We start from the raw sequence: 24,797 nt of genomic DNA on the forward strand, positions 1-24,797 counted from the left end.
ATAATTCAGTGAATACGCTACAAACTTGCTATAAAGTTGGCTTCGCTATTTATCGCAATTTGATAAGCCGTTAATATTTTTGCTGACATTCCTTGTAGCAACTCGCTGATAGGTGACTCACGGTAAATATTTGTTCGTCCATTATAGACAATGCTCTGTGAAAAGCGAGTATGTTTTTAGCGCTTGCTTATATTGAATCACATGATCAATTAGTCTAATGCACATAGTGTTCACTCATCAGTCGCTTGTCTGCATAGCTGATGATAATGGCGGTGTGTTACGATACCAGTGATGTTAAATCCTATCGCTTAACTATTTCTAAAAGCCTCATTTTTAAAAATCTTACTTTTAAAAAGCCCGGCCAGCTTTAATAAGCATTTCCACAAACCATTCATAAGGAAAATGATATGTCCGCCAGCCGTACTGCCAATACCATCGAAACTGCTAGCACCAATGAACACTACCCACATTTATTTGAGCCATTAGACTTGGGCTTTACCACGCTTAAAAACCGCATGGTGATGGGCTCAATGCACACGGGGCTTGAAGACCGTTTTTATAATTATGGTAAGCTAGCGGCATATTTTGCTGAACGTGCCAAAGGTGGCGTAGCGATGATGATTACTGGCGGTATTTCACCCAATCGCGAAGGCTGGTTGCTCCCTGCTGGTGGTACCATGAATACGCGCGCTGACGTGATTAATCATCAACGAATGACCCGTGCGGCGCATAAATATGACAGCAAAATCATCATGCAAATTTTGCACAGTGGTCGTTACGGCTATCATCCGTTTGTCGTCTCCTCTAGTCCAATAAAGTCACCAATTTCACCCTTTAAGCCGCGTAAGATGAGCATTAAAAACATCGAACAAACGGTAAAGGATTATGCCCGTTCAGCTAAGCTTGCCAAGCAAGCGGGTTATGACGGTGTGGAAATCATGGGCTCAGAAGGTTATTTGCTCAATCAGTTTTTATCGCGTCATGTAAATCAACGTACCGACGAATACGGCGGTGATATTCAAGGTCGTATGAAGCTGGCGGTCGATGTCGTCAAAGCCGTACGCGCAGCTGCTGGTGAAGATTTCATTATCTTATTCCGCTTGTCAGTGATTGATCTGGTCAAAGACGGCAACGTTATGGATGAAGTCATCACCGTCGCCAAAGCGTTAGAAGAAGCGGGCGTCACCATTATGAACACCGGTATCGGCTGGCATGAAGCGCGTGTACCGACGATTGTCACCAGCGTACCACGTGCCGCTTTTGTAGATTTCACTGCTGAAATTAAAAAGCATATTAGCATTCCCATGATGGCGGCCAACCGTATCAATATGCCAGAAACGGCTGAAGAAATCGTGGCTAGTGGTCAGGCTGATATGATTCAAATGGCGCGTCCATTTTTAGCCGATGCCCATTGGGTCAATAAAGCCAAAGATGGTCAAGCCGATCGCATTAATACCTGTATCGCCTGTAATCAAGCTTGTCTCGATCATACCTTTGAAAATAAACGCTCGACTTGTCTGGTTAATCCACAAGCGTGTTATGAGACAGAATTGGTTTATAAGAAAACCAAGAAACCTAAAAAAGTCGCCGTCATCGGTGGCGGTGTTGCTGGTATGTCAGCGGCTCACGTCGCCGCGTTACGTGGGCATGAGGTTACCTTATTTGAAGCAAAAGATATCTTAGGTGGACAGTTTAACTACGCCAAAGTTATCCCTGGTAAAGAAGAGTTCTTTGAGACCATCCGCTATTATATTAATGAGCTTGAGCACTTAGGCGTTGAGATTAAACTCAATACCAAAGTTGATAAAGCCATGCTTGAGAAAGCCAAATTCCATCATGTCATCGTCGCAACTGGTGTTGTCCCTAGAAGCCTAGCTGGCAAGTTAGAAGGCGCGGATTTGCCACAAGTAATGAGCTATGCGGAATTACTCTCTGGTGAAAAATCAGTTGGTGATACGGTTGCCGTCATCGGTGCTGGCGGTATTGGCTTTGACGTCAGTGAATATCTGACCGCCAAACATGGTCAGCCATTAGATGAACTTGGTCCTGAATTATTAAAAGATCCAAGCTATCGTCCAAAAGCGCAGTCTATCGAAGAGTGGCGTGAAGAGTGGGGCGTGACTAATGATACTAACTATCAAACTGAGGGTGGACTGATTAAGCCTGAAGCTATTAAACCTATCCGCCAAGTGTACTTGATGCAGCGCACCAAAGGTCGCTTGGGCAGTGGGCTGAATAAAACCTCGGGCTGGGTACATCGTGCCCATGTCAAATCACACGGTGTCATCCAAGTATCAGGTGCGCAGTACGATAAGATCACCAATGAAGGTATTTGGATTACCAACAATCAAGGTCAAAGCCAGCTATTGCGTGTCGATAGCGTTGTGGTCTGTGCTGGTCAAGAGTCGGTCGTAGAGCTGATGCCAAATGTCGGTGATGCACCAGATGCGCAATACCATCTAATCGGTGGCGCAAAACTTGCTGCTGAGTTGGATGCTAAGCGTGCCATAAGAGATGGTGCTGAGGTTGCGGCAGCGATTTAGGGTTTAGTTCAGAAGTAATGAGAGCGGCAAGATAGATTATCTTGCCGCTTTTTTTGTTAGATAATATAGACTTGCTCAGTGTATAGATGATCGTAAAAAGCTATAAGTATCTTTAAATTACTATTTGGATAAAGGCTAAGAGGTATGAGAAAGGAACACTTCCAATTTGGTGACGTAAATTTTAAATGGGGTGATAAGTTATCTGATATAAAAGCTCAGCTTCCTGAAAAAGATACGGTAACGCATTCTTATGAAGAAAGCTATATGCCTGAAACAGTCACTATAAAACTGTCTGAAATGTGGTCTCTTAAAGTTGCTTACTGTCATTTTAGTGTAGCAGATGATGACCGATTGATAGATTCAATATGGATCAACATCCCAGCACAACTATTTAATAGACAACCAGTGATTAAAAAGCTAATAGCATATTTAGGATCAGAGTCAAACTACTCCTCCGATAGCCATTACTGTAGTGGCAACGTAGTAGAACACTGTGAATGGATATTTGATAATTGTGTCATTGGCGTTAGCATGTATGGCGGCGTACGAGAGGAAGACGACGAAAGAATTATTGGCTGTTTATCTATATCATTAAGTGATGTAGAGCTTTTAGATTCATTGTATTCAAAGCCTATACGTGATGTAGAGTATAAAATGGCTGACGAGGTTGATATCAGAACTATCCAATCTTTTCAGACACAGCAAGCACAGAGTATGCGACGGTCAAGGGAAAGAGAAGAGTTTCCGAACCATCCTGCGGCTTTCGTTATCCGAGCATTTGATGGGCTGCACAAAGACATACTTTTTCAAACCCCATTACTTGTTAGCTCAATCATAACTGAATCTGAAGTTTGCACGTGGCAATCTATGACAGGAGATTATTATTTATCGAACTATTGGCAAACTGTAAAACTAGAGAATAATATTTCATATAAGTGGACTAATCTATTACCCACTAAGTCTTTTGGTGTCTGCTATGTTTCGATAGGAGGTCTGCTAATTATTGACGAAGATAGTAGACCTGAGACAAAAGTATTTGTTGAGCATATTGAAAAAATAATTAAGTCTAAGATAGCGTATCACGAAACATATGACTGTTAGGTTACCTAAGTTAATATCTGGCTCATCATTATCATTGGCTCATTTTTTCAATATCGCCTAATGTAAGACCAGTTTCCTGTGTGCTATAAATGACGATATCTTTATCATCGATTTTACCATTCATAACCAATCTACCTATTCGATTGCTTGCTTCTTGGTTTCCCTGATCAGCAGCCTTTTTGTACCACTCAAAAGCTTTGTCATAATCTTGCGGCACGCCATAACCATGTTCGTAAAGATCACCGATATTAAATTGTGCTACATCTAATCCTTGATCAGCGGCTTTGGTATACCACTGCATTGCTTTTTTATAATCTTGTTCCACACCAATACCTTCATGATACATGACGCCTATATGATGCTGAGCGTCGGCGTCCCCTTGGTTAGCAGATCGTTGAAGCCATTTAAATGTTTTTAGATCATCTTTTTCAACAGTGATACCTTCATGGTACATAACACCGAGATTGAATTGAGCTTTAGAATACCCTTGGTTAGCAGCTTGTTGGAACCACTTAAATGCTTTTTTATAATCTTTCTCAACAGCAATACCTTCATAATACATAGTACCGAGATCATATTTAGCAGGAGCATAATCTTGATCAGCAGCTCTTTTAAATAGGCTAAAAGATTTTTCATAATCCTGAGGAACTGAGTTACCCTCATAGTAGGCAAGGCCAAGTTCGTATATCTCAGCAGGAGTGCTTTGATTTGACAGTATAGGAGTGTTTGATGACTCCGCTGAACAAGCAGCAGCCATCAAGCCACTAGAGAATAACGTGACCAGTAATAAAGACTGAATTAAAGGGGTGATTTTTCTTTGATACATCAAAACCTCATTAGGAAACTTTATTTAATTGGCTGATTCGGACTCACTTGCTCATAAGTTTTACCCTGTGGTACGGGTATGCAATCGACCTTTTTTTGCGATTGATCAATCAAGACATGGCTTTATAATTGAAACATCAGCTGAGTCACCTTCAAAATCAAGTTTCTGATTTAAACATTCAATTTTGCTAATCAACTGTTGTTCTTGTTCTTTACTTAGACTCTGTTCATCGTTGTAGTCTTTCTTAGGGTAGCGGTTGAAATCAAGTGCTAAACCATATTCTCTTCTAATAATATACTGCAAGTAATCTAACTGAAAATTTTTTCTTCTTATGTCTTCTGGTAAATCATTACTATCACAATCACATATAGTTTCATACCTATTTAGAATATGAAGTACCTGTGCGTCACCAGCTTTTACTAGTACTTTAGGCGAAGGATAGTAAATAGAAGCCGTACTATATCTATTCCATGCTGTACCATAGTTCTGCTGAGCAAACTCAATGTCTCCCTTTTTTTCAAGATTAAGCAAAAATTGATAGCTTTCTTCTTTTTTAGCGAGGCTTTTAGGAGCTTTCCATCCATCAACGACATGACGTAAAATGGCTTCAGAATCTTCATATTCGTAAACTGTCGAATTTTCTGATGATGAGAGCTCGCTGTCTATTATGGACTTGTCATGGTCTTGAGAAACAATACGTGTCTGCTCATGATCAATATCATCGTTAGAGGTACATGAGGCAAGCGTTATTAGTACGCATAAAGTGAAGGCGACTTTTATCATTATATTTTCCTAATTATCAGCTTGCCTACGTATCTTAGATCAGTTCGACGATGACTTATTAAATAATCGTATATTTGATTCCATAACTTAAGATCTAGTACAGTAACGCAACCTTCAGAGATAGCACCTACATGTACGTAACGGTTATTAGTCTGATATTCTATAGGGAACCATACTTGATGACACTTTAAAGCAGGGTACGCAGGTTTATATTGTTCTGTATACTCTTTATCATGAGGAACATCAGGGACTAATATATTGTATGTTCCCTCGGGCAAAGGATTCAGTGAATCAGCTCCTATAGTAGTCAACGAAACGGTTGCTGTATTTCCCGTAAAACTTAAACGTGCAGGAATTTGCCTGATATCTTTACGAATTACAGAATATATGGTACGTTCTTTGCCCGAATATATAACTTCTATCACAGCACCAGAAGAGGATATTGTAGGTTTTTCTCCTGAAAGGTATAGCTTCGCATTTCCATCAGTAAGTGAAGCTAACTTACCCTTAAAACTCCCATCCATTATTCTAAAGTAAGTTCTTCCTTCTTTACTGTTAGTAATCTGAATTTTTGTTCTTTCACAAAGAGATGCAGATTTTGAATTATCCAATCTAACACGAAGCCAGCCACTATCAGTCCCGTCACTTTCCTTAGTGGATTTAATAAATCTTACTGGACTTACCTGCTGTCTAGAACCAGTATTAGTATTAGTCTTTGCTCTAATACCTAAAGTTTTTAAAAGCCCATCCATAATTAATCCCTACTTAAAATATTAAATAAAAATAATATTTATACTTTTTCCGATGTCAGTACTTACGCGTTTAGTCAAGCCTTCTGAATCGGTTGTACCAGTAGCCAAAACTTCTTGCGTTTCAGTGTCAAGAACTTGATAGTCCACGTTAGATATAGGTTGATCATTTTCGTCTAAAACTTGAAATTGTTCGTCATATTGTTCTTCGGAGGAATTACTCATATCCGACTTCGGAAACACCAAAGGCGCTGCCTGCGCAATACTGCCTACATCAAAACCTGACTCCGCAAATGACTGCTGAATAGCAATCAGCTTAGCGCCGCAGCTAGTAACATCGCCGCCACGTGCAATAGGCGCACCATCGACAATAAAGGATGCATCACCACTAAGAATGGTGGTGACCTTTTTGCATTTTTTACATATAACTTTATCGCCTTTACGCGCGACAGGGATACCGTTATGAGTGGTGTGCGCTGAGCCGGAGATGACCGTCCCACCGTGAGAGGTCTTTGCGCCGACGGTGATATAGGCTGCCATAGTGCTACCTTGCTTAAACGTTTAAAGTTTGGACTTTTATAGCGGATCTATTATTTGCATCACATTATAGATGGCTAAAGCGTAAAATATCAAACTTAAGTTTATCTAAGAGTATGATCTAGACAGAAAGACTAATCCGTGCAAAGTATAAAGGCGATTGAAATACTGACTGCAATAAGAGATTGAGCCTCTTTATTCATTATTAATAACAAGCAAAAATCTAACCTTCCATTTCCCTAAGCAGCCACACAGACACGTCATCAATCTGCGCTGCCAAATCAGAATGAGCCTTACCTAATTCGTCCAACTTGGCTTTAATAGGTTCTTTATTATATTTAACGCCAGTCAGGGCATCTTTTAACTGGTCAATCAGTTCAACGTTTAGCGCATCAGAGAAGATAACCACATCGCGTATCACTGCTTGCTTCACATCAAGGTGCAAGTCAATAGTACCCCAATCAAAGCGTGTCTCAATATGATGGGAAAATTCAGGTGTTTTGCCAAAGCGCCAATCCCAATCTGCCATTTGTTGATAATATTTGTTCAATGTCGGCTGCTTGGCGAGACTGGCTTCATCCAATTCTTCGACTGGCGTAGTGTCGCCATAATCAGTGTCACGATAATATTCACAAAATGCCTCGATAATCGCCTCGGATAAGATCTCGTGATTGATGTCTGCATTAAACTCAACCAAATTGGCGACGCGAGCGCGGACAGATTTAATGCCTTTTGCTTTTAGCTTAAGCGGATGCGGATTGAGATAATCGCCCAGCTTTTGCATGTTGGCATTTACGAGCAACGTACCATGATGAAAGCTGCGATCGGCGGCATGTTTAAAGGCGCTACCTGATATTTTCTTATCACCGACTTGCATGTCATTACGACCTGATAAATCCGCGTCTATGCCTAACTTTTTTAGCGCATTAATAATAATGGTAAAGTTCGCTTCTTGGTCGTAGTCGTCTTTGGGCGATAAAAAGGTAAAGTTAGTATTGCCTAAATCATGAAACACCGCGCCACCGCCACTCTGACGCCGCGCCAAAAACACATCGTCGGCTTCCATCTTATCGATTTTGCATTCCACCCATGGGTTTTGCGAGCGCCCAATGACCACGGTCTCGCTATTGCGCCATAAGAATAGCGTGTGCGAGTCGGGATTGAGCGTATTAAATATCCAATCCTCGGTCGCGAGGTTAAACCAAGGGTTGGTAACGCTAGATTTTAAGATGCGCAGTTTCATTGTTTGTCCTTTTTCTCGAATGGTTTTAGTTATTATCAATAATGCACGTATTGAATGGCGTTTCATGCATTGATATTTACTTGTATAGAGCTATAGACAATATAAAATTGGAAAGATATTCCTAATATAGTTTCTAAGTAGGGTCGAACGACAACTAATGACGTATAGAAGTTTCATTTGCTTGTATCTTAGATAATTATTAAATAATATTACGTTAAGATTGTTCAGTTCAAGTTTAAGAAAAATAAAGTCTTAAGCTCAACATATATTGATAGATTCATAATGATAATAGGTATAATGGGGTATTTCTTGTAGCTTAAGGCTTTATAAAGGATGTCTGATCTAGAAAACGATTCTTTTCTCGTAAGAACTGCTAGATGGTTAGAGAGTAATGTATTAGAGTTTTTTAAAACTATTGAAGGTCTAGTGCTTTTTCTAATAGGTATTATTTTTACACCTTCAGTTGGCTCTTTTATACAAATTATAAGAGATGATAGCATCCCATACAGTAAGGTTTGGGAAAATAAGGCTTTCTATATTTTATTTCTTATTTTACCCCTATATATCTTATTCATATATAAAAATAAGAAGAAAAGGGACAGGGAGTTTGCCGAAACTAATACACTAGACCTCTTGCAAAAGTCATAAGCTAAGCTCGAAATTAACAAGACCGGCGAACAGCTTCATTCTAAGATCATAGCGCTGACGACGATTGCGATATTTATGAGCGACCATTTTAAACCGTTTGATTAAGCCTATTTTGTGTTCAACCATAATGCGAAACTTAGCCAGATAGTGATTAGCTTGTTTGCAAAGATCCAACAGCTGACCCCCACGTGGCTTTTTAAAGGGGATGAAGCTTTGTTCATGTAACTTTGCAATGCCCTGATAGCCACTATCCGCTAATAGCTTAGTGTCACAAGGAAGCCAGTCAGGACAAGTATCTTTATACAGCTTAAAATCGTGAGTAGAGCCTTTGGACGTTTGAACATCTAGTATTAAACCTGTTTGCCAGTGAACCATCACTTGTGCTTTTAAGGTGTGTTGTTTTTTCTTGCCGCTGTAGTAGTCTCTTTGGTTTTTTTTGGACGCTCAATCGGGGTTTCAGTCGCATCGACGATGACGACTGACCAATTAATGTCCTCATCGACTCTACTAGGCAATTTTTTAGGCAACTCAAACCTGCCAGAATGAATCAGTATGTCTTCTATTCTACGAATAATACGACTGGCAGACGATTCGTGAATGCCAAAGTCCGTACTGATGTGATAGAGCGTTCGGTACTCACGCCAATAGGTAAGCGCTAATAGTATTTGCGCTTCTAAGCTAAGGGCACTCGGTCTGCCTGATTTAGTCTTTTGTGCTTCATGCTGCTGCAGGACATCTTTCATTTCATAAAAGGTAGTTTTATGAATGCCTGTGTAGCGCTTAAAGCCTGCATCATTCTGTTCAAGTAGCTTATCTATGTTTGGCATGGTTTCCAGCCAGTTGTGAGTGCATTAGTTATTGTAAAATCCTCTGCCACTTTTGCAAGAGGTCTACTAATTAATGAAAAAATAAGACTCAATCTTGAAGTTGAAGAGAGAAATAAAGAATTAAGTGAAATAAAACAGAATCTCAATGACGCTCAAGAAGCGATAACTGAACTAAAAACACAGCATTTATCCGAATCAAGAGAGATAACTTCAAGATTTCTAGCTTTTTTATCCAAAAAGCTAGAGTTTACACCTAATGAACGAATTTCTCTTTATATGCTTATAAGTGTAGATAGCAATAAAGATGAACAAGATTTCTTACATATTTTCGGCAGATATAGTGTTAATGTGAACTATAACAAAACCAATAGGTTGAGGTTCCCAAAAGATGAAGGTGTTATTGGCAGAGCTTTTGTAAGTAGTCACACTAATACTAGCACTATCCATTTGAGTGGTAACGATGTTGAATATCTAAAAGAGACTAAGGCTCTTGGAATTAATATGGAGGTTGCAAGAAGGTTCAACATGCAAAGTAGAAGCTTCTATCCTTATATGATTACTAAGAACTTAGGCGATCGTATTGGTGTACTCTTGTGTGAGAGTACTACTGTTAATGAGCAATTTGATTTATCCGAAATAAACCGTATCCTGGATGAGCATGATAGTATTGTTTTGGAACTTTTAGATTATAATCACGCTATCTTGAATAAAACTATAATAAGTGAGGAAAAGATATGAATATAATCAGTAATTTAATAAAATATATTTGTGTTATTTATCCACACTCACATGAATTATCTAACGCTAGATTAACTAAATTAATTTATTTAACTGACTGGGAAGCTGTTAGAACTACAGGCAATCAAGTTACAAATATAAAGTGGTATTTTGATAATTATGGACCCTTCGTACGTGATGTTTATGACGTTGCGTATAGAGATCCTGATATTGGTATAGTTGAAACACAAACGATATACGGTACTCCAAAGATAATATTTCAGTACCTAGGGGAGAAGCCAACTTTAGAGTCTCATATCAAAGAAATTATCGATGCCGTAATTCGAGATACTAAAGGGATGTATTGGAATGGGTTTATTGAATATGTTTATTCAACCCCTCCTATCGTGAAATCAAATAGATATACTTATCTAGACCTTATAGAGTTCAGATGAGTAGATGTAAGTTGCTAGCAGAACTATTCCATCAAATCCAAAACTCAAAAAAACGCTCCTTAAGAGCGTTTTCATACTTTTAACTTTTGAAACCCTTCTACGACCTACCCAAAATCTTCCTTTAGAATAGCCGCCAAATTACGCTCCGCAAGTCCGGTGATAAACACATACGGATTCACGCCAGCGCTACCAGGGATTAACGCCCCATCTTGCACGTAGATATTTTTATGACCTTTGACGCGACCGAACTCATCAGTCGCTTTACCTAATACGCAGCCACCTAGTGGGTGATAGCAGAAGTTATCGCCGAAGCCTTTGGTAAACAGTAAGCTTGATGTAGAGCCACCATTTAATTTGCCGAGCTTTTCGATCAGCTCTTTGGCAGCATTTACTGAGTACTCATTTTGCTCGCGTTTCCAGTTTAGTTTGACGGTTTTGCTCGCTTTGTCAAAGTAATAGTTGCCGCGTTCTGGGTTGTCAGTGATGGCGAGATATAGCGTTGTCCAAGTCTCAAGTCCCAATGGCAATGGCGCGAGTTCGGCAAAGATTTTGTATTTTGAGCCGTCTCTATCGCCGTCCCACATGTCGATGCCTTTGACCGGAATGGTAGATTGGGTGGTGCCAGCAGCGTGGACGAAATTGCGACCGGTCATGATATTGCCGTTTGGCCCCCAGTGCTGACCAATATGTTCGTTTAGGTTGTTTAATTTGCCTTCCGCTTGGCTTTTGAGTAGCAGCTCTGAGGTGCCAGTACTGCCCGCATTTAGAAATAGCTTATCGCAAGTGTAATGTTCAACTTTATCGATGCCGCCTGTAGTATTTAACACATGAACTTCTAATCTAAGTTGCTCGTTATCGAGTGCTTGGATGCTATTGACTTTGCGCAAGGTTTTGACCGTGACATTGCCGGTGGCTTCGGCGTCTTTTAGGTAGGTTAAATCAAGTGAAAATTTGCCAGCATTATTACCATAAATGACTTCACCGCCAAGGCCAGATTTATAGACTTCGCCCTTCGCTTCTTTTTGCATATAGTCAAAATCGTAGCTATTACCGAAAAACTCTGTTTTGAGTCCCGCCTTTTCTGCTTGACGTTCAGCAGAGCGGGTGAATTCGTAATGCTCGGACTCATTAAAAAATGACTCAGGAATTTGGCTGACTTTTAATTCTCGCATAGCACGCGGGAAATAAGTGTCGTACATCTCATCAGCATCAATCCAAGGAAACGTTTCTTCAAAGTGCGAGCGTCTGGGCTGAATGGCAATCGCGCCATTGACGATAGAGCCGCCACCATAAGCACGCCCTGCGAAGACTTTCATATCATCATATTCGATTAAATCTAAAACCCCAGGGTACTTTTTGATAGGTATCGGAATGGGAATAGGGGCGTTTGGCATATTGCTAAACCAGCTTGAGCGTTTATCAGCGTTAATCATTTTGCAAAAGGTATTATGTTCGGGTGTTCTGTCCCAGCGCATACCCATCTCAAGTATCAACACTTTATGACCTTTTTCGCTCAACCGTAGCGCCGATACCGCACCGCCGTAGCCACTACCAACGATGATATTAGGAAAATGTCCAGCTTGAGTAATTTTGCTTGGTAGTTTTGGCTGCTTGGCAAGCGTTTGGCAACCACTCACTGCAGCGGAGGTGCTAATAGCGCCTAAGCTTAAACCCGTGGCTTTAATCAGTTGGCGTCGTTGCATGGTGTATCCTAATTTGATATTTAAGCTAAAAAGCCCGTATGAAATAATATTAGCTTTAGACTGCAAAGGTGCGCTAAGTTAAGCGAGCATCATATTAGCAAACATAGGTTGCGTTATTATTTCAGTCACACGATCGCTGTAATACTTATAGGCAAATTGGGCTTTCATTCAACGATTATTCTTGCCAGTTTTTAGTCAATGTCTTAGCCAGTCACTTAGTCAATTATTTTTAGAGTGACGTGTAAACTTGACCGAATAGAGAATTTCGCTTATTATCTTGTTTCAATGTACTAGAACACAAATACATTCACTATTCTTATCCTTAAAAAAGCTAAATAATTCGGCAAAAATGCCAATACTAATACTCCATTTAAAATAACAAGGCTTAACTATGACAACGCAAAATACAGCAGCTGGCTACGGTTTACATCAATCAATACTACCGAATAACGATGGCTTATATGGCGAGTTCGGTGGCAAAATTGGTCATCCTGAGCTTGCCAAAGCCATGGCAGAAATCGAAGTAGGCTTCCGTGAAATCACTAAAGATGACGATTTTATCGCTGAGATGAAGCGCTTGCGTGAGACCTATGTTGGTCGTCCAAGTCCTATTTATCATGCGCAGCGTTTGACCGAGCATTGCGGCGGCGCGCAGATTTATTTTAAGCGTGAAGATTTGAATCATACGGGTGCGCATAAGATTAATCACTGTTTGGGCGAAGTCCTACTGGCTAAAAAGCTGGGCAAAACCAAAGTGATCGCCGAAACGGGCGCAGGGCAACACGGCGTAGCGTTAGCAACGGCAGCAGCATTGATGGGTTTGGAGTGTGAGATTCATATGGGTGTGGTCGATATTAAAAAGGAGCATCCAAACGTCAGTCGTATGAAGATTTTGGGCGCCAATATCGTACCAGTCTCACGCGGTGCTGGTACGCTAAAAGAAGCGGTCGATAGCGCCTTTGAAACCTATCTTAATGAGCTCGATACCAGTATGTTTGCGATTGGCTCGGCATTGGGACCAGCGCCCTATCCTGAAATGGTCAGCTATTTTCAGTCAGTGGTCGGACATGAAGCGCGGGCGCAGTTCTTAGCAACGACGGGTAAGCTGCCCAATAAGGTAGTTGCTTGTATTGGCGGCGGCTCCAATGCAATTGGTATGTTTAGCGGCTTTTTTGATGATAAAGATGTAGAAAAAATAGGCGTGGAACCCGCAGGTGAAGGTCTGGATACCCCTAATCATGCGGCGACGATGTCGCTCGGCGTCAAAGGCGAAATTCATGGGTTTAAGTGTTATGTATTGCTTGATGAAAAAGGCGAGCCAGCTCCCGTACATTCGATTGCCTCCGGTCTTGATTATCCAGGGGTTGGACCACAGCATTCACATCTGCGAGATTTAAAACTGGCTACTTATGAGTCGGCGACTGATACTGAATGTCTAGAAGCGTTTATGGCATTGTCGCGCCTTGAAGGCATTATTCCTGCCTTAGAGTCGGCACATGCCATCGCTTATGCAATGAAAATTGCCAAGGATATGTCAGCGGATGAGACTATTTTGGTCAATTTGTCAGGGCGCGGCGATAAGGATATTGACTTTATTTTGGATAAAGTGAATTTGTAGAAGAAATCAGCGATAAATACAGAAAATACAACATCAATCGAGCAATTAAAAAGTTATCATCGAGGTTTTTTTATCACACGATACTTTTTACGACTGAGCCTTTTATAACTGCGCTTTTATGATGAATGTCTGCTAACAATCATTTCATAACGAGAAGTTCATAAATAGCCATTTTATAAGTAAGGAGCAATCGTCTAACGCTTGATAGGATCACCCCATGTCTAACCGCGACCTCATTATTTTTATCACCTTATCTTTTATGTGGTCGCTGTCTTTTATTTTTTATCGTATCGGCGTGCCTGAATTTGGCTCGTTAGCTTTTGCGAGTCTTCGTGTGGTCTTGGCTGGACTGACCATGCTGGTTTTTGTTTTGATCAGCCCAAAAAACAGAGAGGGTATACGGGATAATTGGAAAGTGTTGACGCTGGTTGGATTATTTTCTGCGGCTATTCCCTTTATCCTGTTTGCCTTTTCAGCGCGCTCGGTAAACGCAGGGGTGTTGGCGGTGCTTAATGCATCTGTGCCGATGATGAGCGGTTTCATCGCCAGTACCTTTTTTAAAGACAGACTGTCAAAAACACAAATTCTCGGTTTAGTCATCGGTGTTATCGGTGTGATTATTTTGATGAGTGAAAACTTATTTGGCGGTAGCGGGCACGGCGCTGAGTCAAGTTCCGAGTTGCTACCAATGTGCTATGCGTTATTGGCCTGTGTCGGTTATGCCGTCGGTGCCAATATCACCAGAAACTACTTATACAATGTCTCACCAGTCGCTATTACCGCAGGTTCGCTTATCATTGCCAGTATTATTATGCTGCCGATAGCAGTCTACGAATTCCCATATGGTAAAAGCATTAGCCTTACTGCTTGGGTTTCTGTCATTTGTATTGGCGTATTTTCAACCGCCATTGCCTTGATTTTTATGAATCAATTGATAAAAAGTATTGGTCCTATGCGTGCAACCAGTATTACCTTGGTGATTCCGATTTTTGCGATTATATTGGGTTACTTATTGCTTGGTGAAGCATTGGACACGCCTGCGATCATCGGCTCGATGGTGATATTGTTTGGCACTTACTTGTCTTTAGAGTTGTCCATTAAAAAGATGCTCAAGTTGTAAAAATCTTGATTGGGTCATTGTTCAACACTCTCCAAGTAGACTTTTGACTAAAAGGTTATGAGTACAGGTTATTGATAAATAATATTATTTTGCTATTTATGTTTTTAGATGATTAAAGCCATTCGCTTAATAGGCTGATAAGAGGCGTTGAATAATGAGTATTATCAATACCGATATAATGCCATATTGATGTTTCTGTTTGTCATTTTTCCTTGGAATTATCATGTTTGCCCCCTATAAAGACTACGGCTTATAAATAGCGTATTAAAAAACGAGCGCGCTGTTTATTCATTAATAACAAACCAATCATTATGGTTTTATAACAACAAATAAGGCTTTTTATGGCACACGATAATTTATTTGAACCCGTAAAAATGGGTACGCAAACCCTAAAAAACCGCATCATCATGGCACCGTTGACACGTCTGCGTTCTGTTGAACCTGGTGATGTACCGACGGCACTTGCTGGAGAGTATTATTCACAGCGTGCGAGTGCTGGGCTTGTTATTACTGAAGCGACGCAGGTATCTTTTCAGGCAAAAGGCTATGCTGGTGCGCCGGGTATCCATACCCAAGATCAAATCACTGCGTGGAAAACCATCGTTGATAATGTCCATGCCAAAGGTGGCAAAATTGTCGTACAGTTATGGCACACAGGATTGGTTGCGCATGAAAGCGTGCAGCCTGATGGCAAAGCGCCGATCTCAGCGTCTGATGTGCATGTCGGTGTGCGTACGTCATTGCGTGATAGCAATAACCACGCCATCCGTGTTGAAGCGACTACGCCACGTCCAGCGACACTTGATGAGATTAAGCAAGTCATCGCTGATTTTGCCCAAGCGACCAAAAATGCTAAAGAAGCAGGCTTTGATGGGGTAGAGATTCATGGTGCACACGGTTATCTATTACATCAGTTTTGGGTTGAGCAAACCAATCAGCGTGATGATGAGTATGGCGGTAGCCGTGACAATCGTGCGCGTCTGACTCTTGATGTTATCGATGCTTGTGTTGATGCATGGGATGCTGATCATGTGGGTATTCGTATCTCGCCACTTGGCACGTTTAACAATGTAGAAGCAGGCTACAACGAAGACGAAAACATTTGGCTAGTTGAACAGATCAACAAGCGTGGTCTGATGTATTTGCATATCTCTGAGCCTGATTGGGCAGGTGGCACGCCTTATAGTGATGCATTCCGTCAGCGTGTCCGTGATGCTTTTGACAATATGATCATCGCTGCTGGTGGCTATACTGCTGAAAAAGCGGAGAAAAACATCAAAGACGGCTATATCGATGCGGTTGCTTTTGGCCGTGATTATATCGCCAATCCTGATTTGGTTGAGCGTATCCGAGAAGGGGCGGCGCTCAATGAGCAGCATCCAGAGAGTTTTTATGGTGGCGGCAATGAAGGCTATACCGATTATCCATTCCTTAACCAAGCATAATGGATAATCAGCTGCCCTTATGATTAGCTAACCTTAGGGTGTGTTAAAAACACCCTCACCGTTAGCCGATACATAAGCACATAATAAAAAGCCACCTGACGCAGACCGTCAGGTGGCTTTTTGATGCCTGTATTTTAACTATTTAACAAAGTTACCCGTTTGGTAATCCCGAAATGTTTGGCGGAGCTCTTCTTGGGTGTTCATTACAAAGGGTCCATAACCTGCGACTGGTTCGCCGATAGGTTCACCGGTCAATAGTAAAAGCTTGACTGGTGCTTGCTCGCTATTTTCGGTAGCAGGATAATGCAGCTCAATGGCATCAGCAGTCAGTGTTTGCTCAGCTTGCCCATCAGTGCGGTGCTGAGTTGGCGCATCAAATTGAATCAAATTGCCAGCACTGACTGACGTACCATTGACCAGTAGCTCACCTTCTTGTACCAGCAGTAGCGTATTGTGGGTGTTGGGCACTTTTAGCGTCGTCGCGCCCGCAGTATGCAGTTCAATATCCCATAAGTTAATCGGAGTAAAGGTATTTGCCGCGCCTGTGATTTCTTGCCACGCACCAGCAATGATAGCCGCCTTACCAATCGTCATTTGGTGGTCAGGGTTGCTGCTGTCGATTAACTCAACGATAGGCAGCTCTGCCCGTTTGATGCTTTGATAGTTTGGGTCGGTTAGTTTGTGCGCACTTGGCAAGTTAACCCACAGTTGTACCATACTAAAGACGCCACCGCGTTGACCGAAAGCTTCGGAATGAAACTCTTCGTGCATGATGCCACGACCTGCGGTCATCCATTGCACATCGCCTTTTTGAATAATCCCTTGCCCGCCTACTGAATCGGCATGACTGATTTCACCTTCGTAGGCGATAGTGACGGTTTCAAAGCCTTTGTGTGGATGCTGTCCGACCCCATGCGGCTGTGTTTTATAATTGGGGTTCGGATCAAAGGTCGTTGGTTTGCCATAATCGAATAACAAAAACGGGTCGGTATGGCTATAATTAAAATGAGGGTTGTCGTCAAGATGGTTGATTAAGGTCTTTACATAGAAACCGTCACCTACCCAGTGCGGCGCTTTATCACCATGAATATTTTTAATAGGACGCATTTATTACCTCGTCAGACAAAGCATATTTTTTAATAAAAAAGTTCTGTTAAGTTACGCTACATTTATAGCTACCTATATTGTGTTTATTTTAATAATTTATCAAGGGCTAATATAGATAAAAGGCAACTTAAGTAGAATAAAAATAGGGATATCTCGTTAGGGGGTGTTGGACATTCAGACATGGCAATGTTTATAAATGCTGTTTATAAGCGCTGTCTGTAAGCACTGCCGATGTAGCACTGTTTATGATTAAACAATGCTACATCGTTATAATTAAATGAGGTTAAACCACTTCACCGCAGACAAAGCCACTGGCCCATGCCCATTGGAAGTTATAGCCGCCAAGCCAACCAGTAACGTCCAGCACTTCACCGATAAAGTATAAGCCCTCCTGCATGTTGCTTTGCATGGTCTTTGAGGAGACTTCATCAGTTTTTACGCCGCCGCGGGTCACCTCAGCGGTACGATAGCCTTCTGTACCAGAGGGTTTGAGCTGCCAGCCATTCAAAGTCGCGCCAAGCTCCGTCAGCCGCTCATCTTTAATATTGGCAAGTTCGGTGTCTTTGATATCGTCCCAAAGGTGCGTTTGTAGCGCGGCAAGCAGCTTTTTTGGTAGCTTATGACTGTCATCGCCACTATCGGTATAATCCGCGACGACCGTCCGAATCAGTTGCTTTGGGTGCGATTTTTTGTGCGCAAGGAGCAGCGCTGTCATGTCGATATTTGGCAGCAGGTTGATACTAATGGTCTCGCCAGTGTGCCAATAGTTTGATAGTTGTAGCATAGCAGGGCCTGACAGCCCGCGATGGGTAAACAACATGGGCAATTTAAAAGAGATGCGCTCATTGCTAGCGATGACTGGCAAACTGATACCAGCCAAAGATCGGATAAGCTCACCCGTTTTATCCGTAAAGGTAAAAGGCACTAAGCTTGCATCGGTTGTGATCAGCGTGTGTCCAAATTGCTGCGCCAATTCATATCCTAAACCACTGGCTCCCATCGTTGGAATAGACAGTCCGCCCGTGGCGACCACGAGTGACTCACAGCGGTAGCTTATTTGCGGCAGTTTGGTTTGATTGGCAGATTCTTTTCTTTCTTGCTTTTCTTTTTTGCTAAGCTGCTTGGTGGTCAGTAATTCAAATTTGGCGTTCTTGCCGTTTTCGATAGCTTGCACACTGTCAATCTGCGCATTTAGCTTTACTTGTACGCCAGCTGCCGTACATTCCGCGAGGAGCATGGTCAAAATATCTTGCGCTGAATCATCACAAAATAGCTGACCATGTTCGCGCTCATGGTAAGGGATGTTATGTGCTGCCACCATACCGATAAATTCCCAGCTGGGATAACGACTGAGCGCTGATTTACAGAAATGTTGATTGGCACCGATAAAGTGCTCAGGCTCGACATAGTAATTGGTAAAGTTGCAGCGTCCGCCACCTGACATGAGGATTTTTTTGCCCGCTTTATTGGCATGGTCTAATACCAGTACGCGCCGACCACGGCGACCCGCTGTCAGCGCACAGTATAGCCCTGACGCGCCAGCGCCGATGATGATGACATCATAGTGGGTGTATTGTGATGCATTGCGGTGATTGCTCATGGTAGTCTCATAAAATAATAGGTTTAAAAAACCAGCCACCAAATCCGTCATCGAATCAACAACAGAGTCGATTGCTTATCTTTATAGCAGCAGGTCAATAAGAGGGTTTGGTGAAGGGTGTATTTTGGCGTCGTATCTCGCGTGTAGCTATTGTCCATATTTCATACAAGGTTACAAGGATTAAATGTCATATCATTATCTGATATCTGGACAGTGATGCCTTTATTTATGCCAAAATCAAAAAATGTTTTAAATTGGTCAATACCAATACCAATACCAATAGTAAAAGCGAGTAGATGCAAAACCACACCTCGTCAATAAACTTTATCATGGGTGATCAAGTATACCGCTATATAGGCATATTGTTATGAATGGCTGTTGATACCTTGCAACCGTTCTGCTTATTTGTCAAACTAACCATTAAGTGTCACACATTATGGAAGATGACTCTTATCACCTGTACAGGCCGTCGTTTTCGACCGTTATGCGTGCAGGTCATAATAATTAAAAAGGACAAATACGATGACTCAAAAATCATTTCCCATTGCTGCCGAATTTATCGCTGCTGCCAATACTAGCGCTGAACAATACCGCGAAGACTATGAAAAATCTATCGAATCACCTCAGGCTAATGATGCTTTTTGGGCGAAGCGTGCCGAGCTGATCGATTGGATAAAAAAACCGACCAAAATCAGCGACGTTAACTATGATTTGGATGATTTTCGCATAAAATGGTTCGAAGACGGCGAGTTGAATATCTCTGTCAACTGTCTCGACCGACATGTCAAAAAAAATCCTTACAAGCCTGCCATTATTTGGGAGGGTGATCACCCTTCACTGCACAAAATCATCTCCTTTAAAGAGCTGCATCAAGCGGTCTGTCGCTTGGGTAATTCCATGCGTAAGCTTGGGGTCAAAAAAGGTGATCGCGTGACCTTATATATGCCGATGATACCTGAAGCAATGATAGCGATGCTGGCATGTACGCGTATTGGCGCTGTGCATTCCGTGGTCTTTGGTGGCTTTTCTGCTGAGAGCTTGGGCAATCGCCTGATAGACAGCCGCTCAAAAATCATCATTACGGCTGATGAAGGCTTACGTGGTAATAAGCATACGCCGCTTAAAGCCAATGTCGATCGGGCACTAGATATGGATGGCACTGACAGCGTCACCAACGTCATAGTCGTTCATCGTACGGGCAATTCTGTACCGATGAGTGGTCGCCGTGATGTTTGGTATCATAACTTGGTCGATGGCGAATCAGAACATTGCGAGCCAGAAGTCATGAATGCCGAAGACCCGCTATTTTTATTGTATACCTCTGGCTCTACTGGCAAACCTAAAGGTGTGCTGCATACCACGGGCGGCTATATCACCTATGCTCTCTCTACTTTTCGAGATGTGTTCGACATTAAAGACGATGACGTCTACTGGTGTACTGCGGACGTAGGCTGGATCACAGGTCATACCTATGCAACCTACGCCCCGCTTGCTAATGGTACGACGACGGTGATGTTCGAGGGCGTACCAGAATATCCCACATGGGCACGCATCGGTCATATTATCGATAAGCACGATGTGACCATTCTGTACACTGCACCGACGGCGATTCGAGCGATGATGAAGGAGGGCGATGTCTTTGTGCGGGAGTCTGGTCGTTCAAGTTTGCGACTACTCGGAACAGTCGGCGAGCCGATCAATCCCGAAGCATGGGACTGGTATTATCATGTCGTCGGCGGCGGCAATTGTCCGATTGTAGATACTTGGTGGCAAACTGAGACAGGCGGCATTCTCATGGCACCGATACCAGGCACGGTCGCACTCAAGCCGGGTGCAGCGATGAATCCTTTGTACGGTATCAAACCAGAGATTGTTGATAGTGACGGTACTATGCTAGAAGGCTCTGCTGAAGGAAACCTAGCAATTAACAGCAGTTGGCCGGGGCAAATGCGTACCATTTATAATGACCATGAGCGTTTTTTACAGACGTACTTTAGTGAGTATCCCGGTTATTATTTCACTGGTGATGGGGCGCAGCGTGACGAAGATGGACATTACTGGATCACGGGTCGCGTCGATGATGTGCTTAACGTCGCAGGGCATCGTCTGGGAACAGCAGAAATTGAGAGCGCCGTGGTCGCGCATCCTGCGACAGCGGAGGCCGCCATTGTCGGGATGCCGCACGAGATTCGCGGCATGGGCGTTTGTGCCTTTATTATTCTAAAATCGGGTGAAAAAGAGACAGAGGCGCTAAAGGCTGAGCTGAATCGACATGTTCGCGCTGAGATTGGTCCGATTGCCAATTTGGATGCTATTCATATCGTTGAAGCGTTACCCAAAACTCGCTCGGGCAAAATCATGCGCCGTATTTTACGTAACCTTGCGGCAGGACAATATGTTGGTTTGGGTGATTTGTCTACTCTTGCGGATAGCTCGGTGATTAATCAGCTGGTTGAGGTAGTCAAAGCGGCGCGAGGAGAGTAGGCTAAATTATCGATTAAAAGCACGTTCAGTAAATAGACGATTAGCGTTCAGAAAAGTCATGTTATGAAAACTAGCATGGCTTTTTTACGCAGACGATATTGATATCAACAAACTTTAAAGGTTCAATACTTTCTATAACCATCTTATCTAACGATAACCATATTATCTAAAATATTCCTAATATTATCACTCCCTTTTTTATCCAACATTATATGAGGCCTGCTGTCATTATGACCAAACAATCTTTGCAAGCTGTCGCTACCCAATCACCAAAAATCGCTATCATTGGTGGTGGTTTGACGGGGCTGTTTACCGCTACATTATTAGAGCGCGCCTTTGCTCAGAACATAGCACAAGATAGTGCGCAAACACCCTTACCGCAAATCACTGTCTTTGAAAAGTCACGTAGCGTAGGGCGTTTAGCCACTCGATATCGTACTGATAGTCACACTGGCAAAAACTGGCAATGGGCATTTGGAGCACAGTTTTTTACGGCTAAGACGGCAAATTTTAAGCAATTCATTACGCCTTGGTTAGAGACGGGATTGCTACAGCCATGGTGCGCGCAGGTGATCGATTTAACACCAGCGAATCATGATACTCAATCGCTTGATATCCAAGCGCCCGATATTCAGAGTAAGGAGCAATGGAACACCACGCAAGCCCGCTATATCAGTACACCAAAAATGACCAGTTGGGGGCGTACACTGGCTGATGAGTTGCAGTACAGCACCATAAAATTTAAAACCCGCGTTGCGCCATTGGCTCAATATGACAGGTCTATAGCGGCAAAGGTTGATAAAAAAACTGAGCTATTTGATGAGACTGGTGCGAGTCTAGGGCACTTTGACTGGGTGATATGTACCGCGCCAAACGGTCAGACCATAGAGTTAATGGCAGAGAGCGGCTTTGCTGAGCAAGCCAAGATTTCTAAGCCAACAATGCTGGCGTGTTATACGCTGATGCTGGGTTGGGATAATTTTGATACATTACCAAAAATGTTAAGCGCTCAAGCAGAGCCACGCTGGGATGTGGCTTATCTCAATCACTCTATACTCGATAGAATATTTATCGAACACCAAAAACCTGCTCGCGATGACCTACTACCCAGTGTCACTATTCATGCGCGCAACGACTGGTCAGAGCAGCATATCGATGACGATATGGAGACGATCAAAGCGCAGTTATTAATAGCTGCCAAGCAAGCATTGAATTGGAACGATGATCATGCTCCTAGCCAAATAGATTGCCATCGTTGGCGTTATGCCGCCACTGTCACTGATAGTGATCAAGAAGTATTAGGCATCTTGATAGACGAGTCTCATCAATGGATTGTCAGTGGTGATTGGTGCGGACAAGGCAATATCGAAAGTTGCTATCAAATGGCACAACAGACGGTTGAGGCAATCAACAAAGCAAAATAATGGCCAAGTTTACTTAGCGACTGCGCTATCCGAAACTGGACTTTAAGGGTGTTTTCTTAATGTGAAAAGGTGATAACGATGTTTGGATTCGATATAGATTTAGAGCTGATGGGCTATCATTTTTTCCAGTTGGGTATCGCCTTTATATTGTCATTACCGATTGCCCTTAATCGTGAGATGAAAGACAACGGCGCGGGGTTAAGGACGTTTCCACTGGTAACCATTGCGTCATGCGCGTTCATGTTGGTTGGTATGGATATTTATGATGCTACTGGTGAAGCGAGAATCATGTATGCCATCATCACAGGTATGGGATTTATTGGTGGTGGGGCGATTTTTAAAAATGAAAAAGGCTCAAAAGGTACTGCCACGGCAGCGAGCTTATGGAATACAGGTGCCATCGGTATTTCGGTGGCTTACGGTCGTTATGAGATTGCCATTATATTATCGGTCGTTGGCTTTTTGATTTTGCAATTCTCAGAGCCCTTTAAAGTTAAAAAACACTAAGCGATGGGTACGATGAGTTAACCTGCATATACACTTAAATACTAAAGAGACTATAAATCAATACTATATAGTATCTCTATATCTATATGATATAGCAAGAAATCTATAAATTGTTGAAAATAAAGGATAGTTTATGAGTACCAGATTGAGAGGAAGTGGGCTGACTTGTGCCATGCTCGCACGAGGGGATAAGCAGGTTTTATGCGCGGTCAGTAATGAGAGCGACGAGCAAGCGATGGATAGTATCGATAGCGCTGAATATGATTTGCTAAGGCACATTATTTCTTTTGAAAATGATCAATTCTCCTGTAAAGAAGGCATTGAATGGCAATGCGCCATACCAGTAAAAAAAGTAGAACTTTTTTATGATGATATAAATCTATAGCTGCTTATAACTGAAAGTTTGTATATTAATTTGTAATACTTTAATTGAAAATAAAGCTGTCCAAATTGCTAAGAAACAGTTATATTCGTATAACATAATATACAAAATAGTACGAAGTTAGAGGTGAATATAGTGCTTAGAGGAAGTGAGCTGACTCGTGTAATGCTTGAGCATGGCTGCCATGAGATATGGTGTGCGGTAGATGATAATAGTGATGAAGAAGCTATGTGTGATCAAGATTCGAACGATTTTACTGCCCAAATCGTGTCTTATCATAACAACAGATTCTATTGTACTGCTGGTACTGCGTGGCTATTCGCTGTGCCGATTAAAATAACGGCGATGACACTGAGTGATGTAAAGCTCTAAATACCTTTCTTTGTCTTATTAAGCCATCGCCGATTCATTATTTGTATTATAAAAACCCACCATAAGGTGGGTTTTTCCTTGTAAGCAATATGCCGCTTTTTAGATTATTGCTCAAACAATACAGATTTTGCAGATAGTCATACTTGTATATGACAAGAACCTTTAACTAAGCATGAATTACAGGCAAAAAAGAGCCCACAGAGGAGGAACTGTGGGCCGAGGAAAACTGATCGTGTAAAGGAACTACAGAGGCAGTGGTTGTGACTTATTGTTATTATGAGTTTTTCTATATTAACTAATATTAGGGTGGTGGTGCTTAATTCAATAACTGCATATATTTACTTACATATTTAAGTGTACAAGTGTTTTTATCAGAATCGCTATCATAGCGCAATTGACAGCGGTTTGGCTATTTTGGTTACATGACATTACGTTTAGAGCTTATGAGAGAGAAAATTAACGTCGTATTGCATCTCCAGTAGATGAGTCTTTTAGTCGTGTCATATCTAATATTGATAAATACGTATCAAAGTTTTGTAGTTATATATGAAAGATTGAGCTATGCTGAAGAAACCGTACAAGTAAACTTGGTAAACTAAGCGTATT

Annotated in this window: 23 protein-coding genes; 13 read left to right on the top strand and 10 right to left on the bottom strand. The window is 42.0% G+C overall.

Annotated elements, in window-relative coordinates:
* The first annotated feature begins 407 nt into the window (after positions 1–407).
* A complete protein-coding gene (locus I3252_RS12215; RefSeq protein WP_238035381.1) occupies positions 408–2,543 on the top strand; it encodes an NADPH-dependent 2,4-dienoyl-CoA reductase in 2,136 nt (711 codons plus the stop codon).
* Between the two features lie 144 nt (positions 2,544–2,687).
* On the top strand, positions 2,688–3,644 hold the full coding sequence (locus I3252_RS12220; protein WP_238035382.1) for a hypothetical protein: 957 nt from the start codon (positions 2,688–2,690) through the stop codon (positions 3,642–3,644).
* 31 nt (positions 3,645–3,675) lie between these two features.
* Here the strand turns inward: I3252_RS12220 and I3252_RS12225 are convergent, their stop codons facing one another.
* The 5 genes from I3252_RS12225 to I3252_RS12245 form a co-directional block, all read right to left on the bottom strand.
* On the bottom strand, positions 3,676–4,470 hold the full coding sequence (locus I3252_RS12225) for a tetratricopeptide repeat protein (RefSeq protein ID WP_238035383.1): 795 nt from the start codon (positions 4,468–4,470) through the stop codon (positions 3,676–3,678).
* A gap of 105 nt (positions 4,471–4,575) precedes the next feature.
* The gene (locus I3252_RS12230; protein ID WP_193009240.1) at positions 4,576–5,253 is read right to left on the bottom strand and encodes a hypothetical protein; all 678 of its coding nucleotides are present in this window, start codon (positions 5,251–5,253) and stop codon (positions 4,576–4,578) included.
* Positions 5,253–6,005, bottom strand: coding sequence for a hypothetical protein (locus I3252_RS12235; RefSeq protein WP_060490284.1), 753 nt, complete (start codon positions 6,003–6,005; stop codon positions 5,253–5,255). Before I3252_RS12235 ends, I3252_RS12230 begins: the two co-directional genes overlap by 1 nt.
* Before the next feature lie 21 nt (positions 6,006–6,026).
* Positions 6,027–6,542: a PAAR domain-containing protein gene (locus I3252_RS12240; protein ID WP_238035384.1), complete on the bottom strand. Its 516-nt coding sequence runs from the start codon at positions 6,540–6,542 to the stop codon at positions 6,027–6,029.
* Positions 6,543–6,762: 220 nt separating this feature from the next.
* Complete coding sequence (locus I3252_RS12245; RefSeq protein WP_238035386.1) at positions 6,763–7,782, bottom strand: lipoate--protein ligase; 1,020 nt, start codon at positions 7,780–7,782, stop codon at positions 6,763–6,765.
* A gap of 333 nt (positions 7,783–8,115) precedes the next feature.
* Here I3252_RS12245 and I3252_RS12250 point away from each other — a divergent pair, with 333 nt between their 5' ends.
* The gene (locus I3252_RS12250; protein ID WP_238035388.1) at positions 8,116–8,430 is read left to right on the top strand and encodes a hypothetical protein; all 315 of its coding nucleotides are present in this window, start codon (positions 8,116–8,118) and stop codon (positions 8,428–8,430) included.
* Here I3252_RS12250 and I3252_RS12255 read toward each other — a convergent pair.
* Both I3252_RS12255 and I3252_RS12260 read right to left on the bottom strand, forming a co-directional pair.
* On the bottom strand, positions 8,425–8,808 hold the full coding sequence (locus tag I3252_RS12255) for a transposase family protein (RefSeq protein ID WP_298970629.1): 384 nt from the start codon (positions 8,806–8,808) through the stop codon (positions 8,425–8,427). The two genes, I3252_RS12250 and I3252_RS12255, sit on opposite strands and share 6 nt — an antisense overlap.
* An 8-nt stretch (positions 8,809–8,816) precedes the next feature.
* On the bottom strand, positions 8,817–9,257 hold the full coding sequence (locus I3252_RS12260; protein ID WP_179799796.1) for a transposase family protein: 441 nt from the start codon (positions 9,255–9,257) through the stop codon (positions 8,817–8,819).
* A 15-nt stretch (positions 9,258–9,272) separates the two neighbouring features.
* Here I3252_RS12260 and I3252_RS12265 point away from each other — a divergent pair, with 15 nt between their 5' ends.
* On the top strand, positions 9,273–9,995 hold the full coding sequence (locus I3252_RS12265) for a hypothetical protein (RefSeq protein WP_238035390.1): 723 nt from the start codon (positions 9,273–9,275) through the stop codon (positions 9,993–9,995).
* Positions 9,992–10,429 (top strand): Panacea domain-containing protein, encoded by a 438-nt coding sequence (locus I3252_RS12270; protein WP_238035392.1) that lies wholly within the window; start codon positions 9,992–9,994, stop codon positions 10,427–10,429. Before I3252_RS12265 ends, I3252_RS12270 begins: the two co-directional genes overlap by 4 nt.
* Positions 10,430–10,533: 104 nt before the next feature.
* Here the strand turns inward: I3252_RS12270 and I3252_RS12275 are convergent, their stop codons facing one another.
* Positions 10,534–12,132: a GMC oxidoreductase gene (locus I3252_RS12275; protein ID WP_238035393.1), complete on the bottom strand. Its 1,599-nt coding sequence runs from the start codon at positions 12,130–12,132 to the stop codon at positions 10,534–10,536.
* A gap of 391 nt (positions 12,133–12,523) precedes the next feature.
* Between I3252_RS12275 and trpB the strand changes: the two genes are divergently transcribed.
* The 3 genes from trpB (at position 12,524) to I3252_RS12290 (ending at position 16,315) form a co-directional block, all read left to right on the top strand.
* The gene (trpB, locus tag I3252_RS12280) at positions 12,524–13,750 is read left to right on the top strand and encodes a tryptophan synthase subunit beta (protein ID WP_238035394.1); all 1,227 of its coding nucleotides are present in this window, start codon (positions 12,524–12,526) and stop codon (positions 13,748–13,750) included.
* A gap of 217 nt (positions 13,751–13,967) precedes the next feature.
* Positions 13,968–14,870: a DMT family transporter gene (locus I3252_RS12285; RefSeq protein WP_238035396.1), complete on the top strand. Its 903-nt coding sequence runs from the start codon at positions 13,968–13,970 to the stop codon at positions 14,868–14,870.
* Between the two features lie 341 nt (positions 14,871–15,211).
* Entirely contained in the window at positions 15,212–16,315 is a 1,104-nt protein-coding gene (locus tag I3252_RS12290) for an alkene reductase (RefSeq protein WP_238035397.1), read from the top strand.
* A 138-nt stretch (positions 16,316–16,453) separates the two neighbouring features.
* On the opposite strand, the gene I3252_RS12295 is transcribed toward I3252_RS12290, so the two are convergent.
* Positions 16,454–17,422: a pirin family protein gene (locus I3252_RS12295; protein WP_238035398.1), complete on the bottom strand. Its 969-nt coding sequence runs from the start codon at positions 17,420–17,422 to the stop codon at positions 16,454–16,456.
* A gap of 283 nt (positions 17,423–17,705) precedes the next feature.
* Positions 17,706–19,022: an NAD(P)/FAD-dependent oxidoreductase gene (locus I3252_RS12300; RefSeq protein ID WP_238035400.1), complete on the bottom strand. Its 1,317-nt coding sequence runs from the start codon at positions 19,020–19,022 to the stop codon at positions 17,706–17,708.
* A gap of 522 nt (positions 19,023–19,544) precedes the next feature.
* On the opposite strand from I3252_RS12300, the gene acs reads away from it, so the two are divergent.
* The 5 genes from acs (at position 19,545) to I3252_RS12325 (ending at position 24,191) form a co-directional block, all read left to right on the top strand.
* Positions 19,545–21,506 (top strand): acetate--CoA ligase, encoded by a 1,962-nt coding sequence (gene acs / locus I3252_RS12305; RefSeq protein ID WP_238035402.1) that lies wholly within the window; start codon positions 19,545–19,547, stop codon positions 21,504–21,506.
* A 230-nt stretch (positions 21,507–21,736) separates the two neighbouring features.
* Complete coding sequence (locus tag I3252_RS12310; protein ID WP_238035403.1) at positions 21,737–22,930, top strand: NAD(P)-binding protein; 1,194 nt, start codon at positions 21,737–21,739, stop codon at positions 22,928–22,930.
* Between the two features lie 78 nt (positions 22,931–23,008).
* Positions 23,009–23,437: an MgtC/SapB family protein gene (locus tag I3252_RS12315; RefSeq protein WP_055123559.1), complete on the top strand. Its 429-nt coding sequence runs from the start codon at positions 23,009–23,011 to the stop codon at positions 23,435–23,437.
* A gap of 133 nt (positions 23,438–23,570) precedes the next feature.
* The gene (locus I3252_RS12320) at positions 23,571–23,822 is read left to right on the top strand and encodes a hypothetical protein (protein WP_238035404.1); all 252 of its coding nucleotides are present in this window, start codon (positions 23,571–23,573) and stop codon (positions 23,820–23,822) included.
* Positions 23,823–23,954: 132 nt separating this feature from the next.
* Complete coding sequence (locus I3252_RS12325) at positions 23,955–24,191, top strand: hypothetical protein (RefSeq protein ID WP_227675952.1); 237 nt, start codon at positions 23,955–23,957, stop codon at positions 24,189–24,191.
* Positions 24,192–24,797: the final 606 nt, after the last annotated feature.

Source organism: Psychrobacter sp. Ps4, from assembly GCF_022129285.1.
Classification (GTDB): Bacteria; Pseudomonadota; Gammaproteobacteria; order Pseudomonadales; family Moraxellaceae; genus Psychrobacter; species Psychrobacter immobilis_A.

What these genes read in the sequence shown, in the direction of transcription:
- I3252_RS12215 (WP_238035381.1), top strand. Translation starts at nt 408, where the DNA reads ATGTCCGCCAGCCGTACTGCCAATACCATCGAAACTGCTAGCACCAAT.
- I3252_RS12220 (WP_238035382.1), top strand. Translation starts at nt 2,688, where the DNA reads ATGAGAAAGGAACACTTCCAATTTGGTGACGTAAATTTTAAATGGGGT.
- I3252_RS12225 (WP_238035383.1), bottom strand. Translation starts at nt 4,470, where the DNA reads ATGTATCAAAGAAAAATCACCCCTTTAATTCAGTCTTTATTACTGGTC.
- I3252_RS12230 (WP_193009240.1), bottom strand. Translation starts at nt 5,253, where the DNA reads ATGATAAAAGTCGCCTTCACTTTATGCGTACTAATAACGCTTGCCTCA.
- I3252_RS12235 (WP_060490284.1), bottom strand. Translation starts at nt 6,005, where the DNA reads ATGGATGGGCTTTTAAAAACTTTAGGTATTAGAGCAAAGACTAATACT.
- I3252_RS12240 (WP_238035384.1), bottom strand. Translation starts at nt 6,542, where the DNA reads ATGGCAGCCTATATCACCGTCGGCGCAAAGACCTCTCACGGTGGGACG.
- I3252_RS12245 (WP_238035386.1), bottom strand. Translation starts at nt 7,782, where the DNA reads ATGAAACTGCGCATCTTAAAATCTAGCGTTACCAACCCTTGGTTTAAC.
- I3252_RS12250 (WP_238035388.1), top strand. Translation starts at nt 8,116, where the DNA reads ATGTCTGATCTAGAAAACGATTCTTTTCTCGTAAGAACTGCTAGATGG.
- I3252_RS12260 (WP_179799796.1), bottom strand. Translation starts at nt 9,257, where the DNA reads ATGCCAAACATAGATAAGCTACTTGAACAGAATGATGCAGGCTTTAAG.
- I3252_RS12270 (WP_238035392.1), top strand. Translation starts at nt 9,992, where the DNA reads ATGAATATAATCAGTAATTTAATAAAATATATTTGTGTTATTTATCCA.
- I3252_RS12275 (WP_238035393.1), bottom strand. Translation starts at nt 12,132, where the DNA reads ATGCAACGACGCCAACTGATTAAAGCCACGGGTTTAAGCTTAGGCGCT.
- trpB (WP_238035394.1), top strand. Translation starts at nt 12,524, where the DNA reads ATGACAACGCAAAATACAGCAGCTGGCTACGGTTTACATCAATCAATA.
- I3252_RS12285 (WP_238035396.1), top strand. Translation starts at nt 13,968, where the DNA reads ATGTCTAACCGCGACCTCATTATTTTTATCACCTTATCTTTTATGTGG.
- I3252_RS12290 (WP_238035397.1), top strand. Translation starts at nt 15,212, where the DNA reads ATGGCACACGATAATTTATTTGAACCCGTAAAAATGGGTACGCAAACC.
- I3252_RS12295 (WP_238035398.1), bottom strand. Translation starts at nt 17,422, where the DNA reads ATGCGTCCTATTAAAAATATTCATGGTGATAAAGCGCCGCACTGGGTA.
- I3252_RS12300 (WP_238035400.1), bottom strand. Translation starts at nt 19,022, where the DNA reads ATGAGCAATCACCGCAATGCATCACAATACACCCACTATGATGTCATC.
- acs (WP_238035402.1), top strand. Translation starts at nt 19,545, where the DNA reads ATGACTCAAAAATCATTTCCCATTGCTGCCGAATTTATCGCTGCTGCC.
- I3252_RS12310 (WP_238035403.1), top strand. Translation starts at nt 21,737, where the DNA reads ATGACCAAACAATCTTTGCAAGCTGTCGCTACCCAATCACCAAAAATC.
- I3252_RS12315 (WP_055123559.1), top strand. Translation starts at nt 23,009, where the DNA reads ATGTTTGGATTCGATATAGATTTAGAGCTGATGGGCTATCATTTTTTC.
- I3252_RS12320 (WP_238035404.1), top strand. Translation starts at nt 23,571, where the DNA reads ATGAGTACCAGATTGAGAGGAAGTGGGCTGACTTGTGCCATGCTCGCA.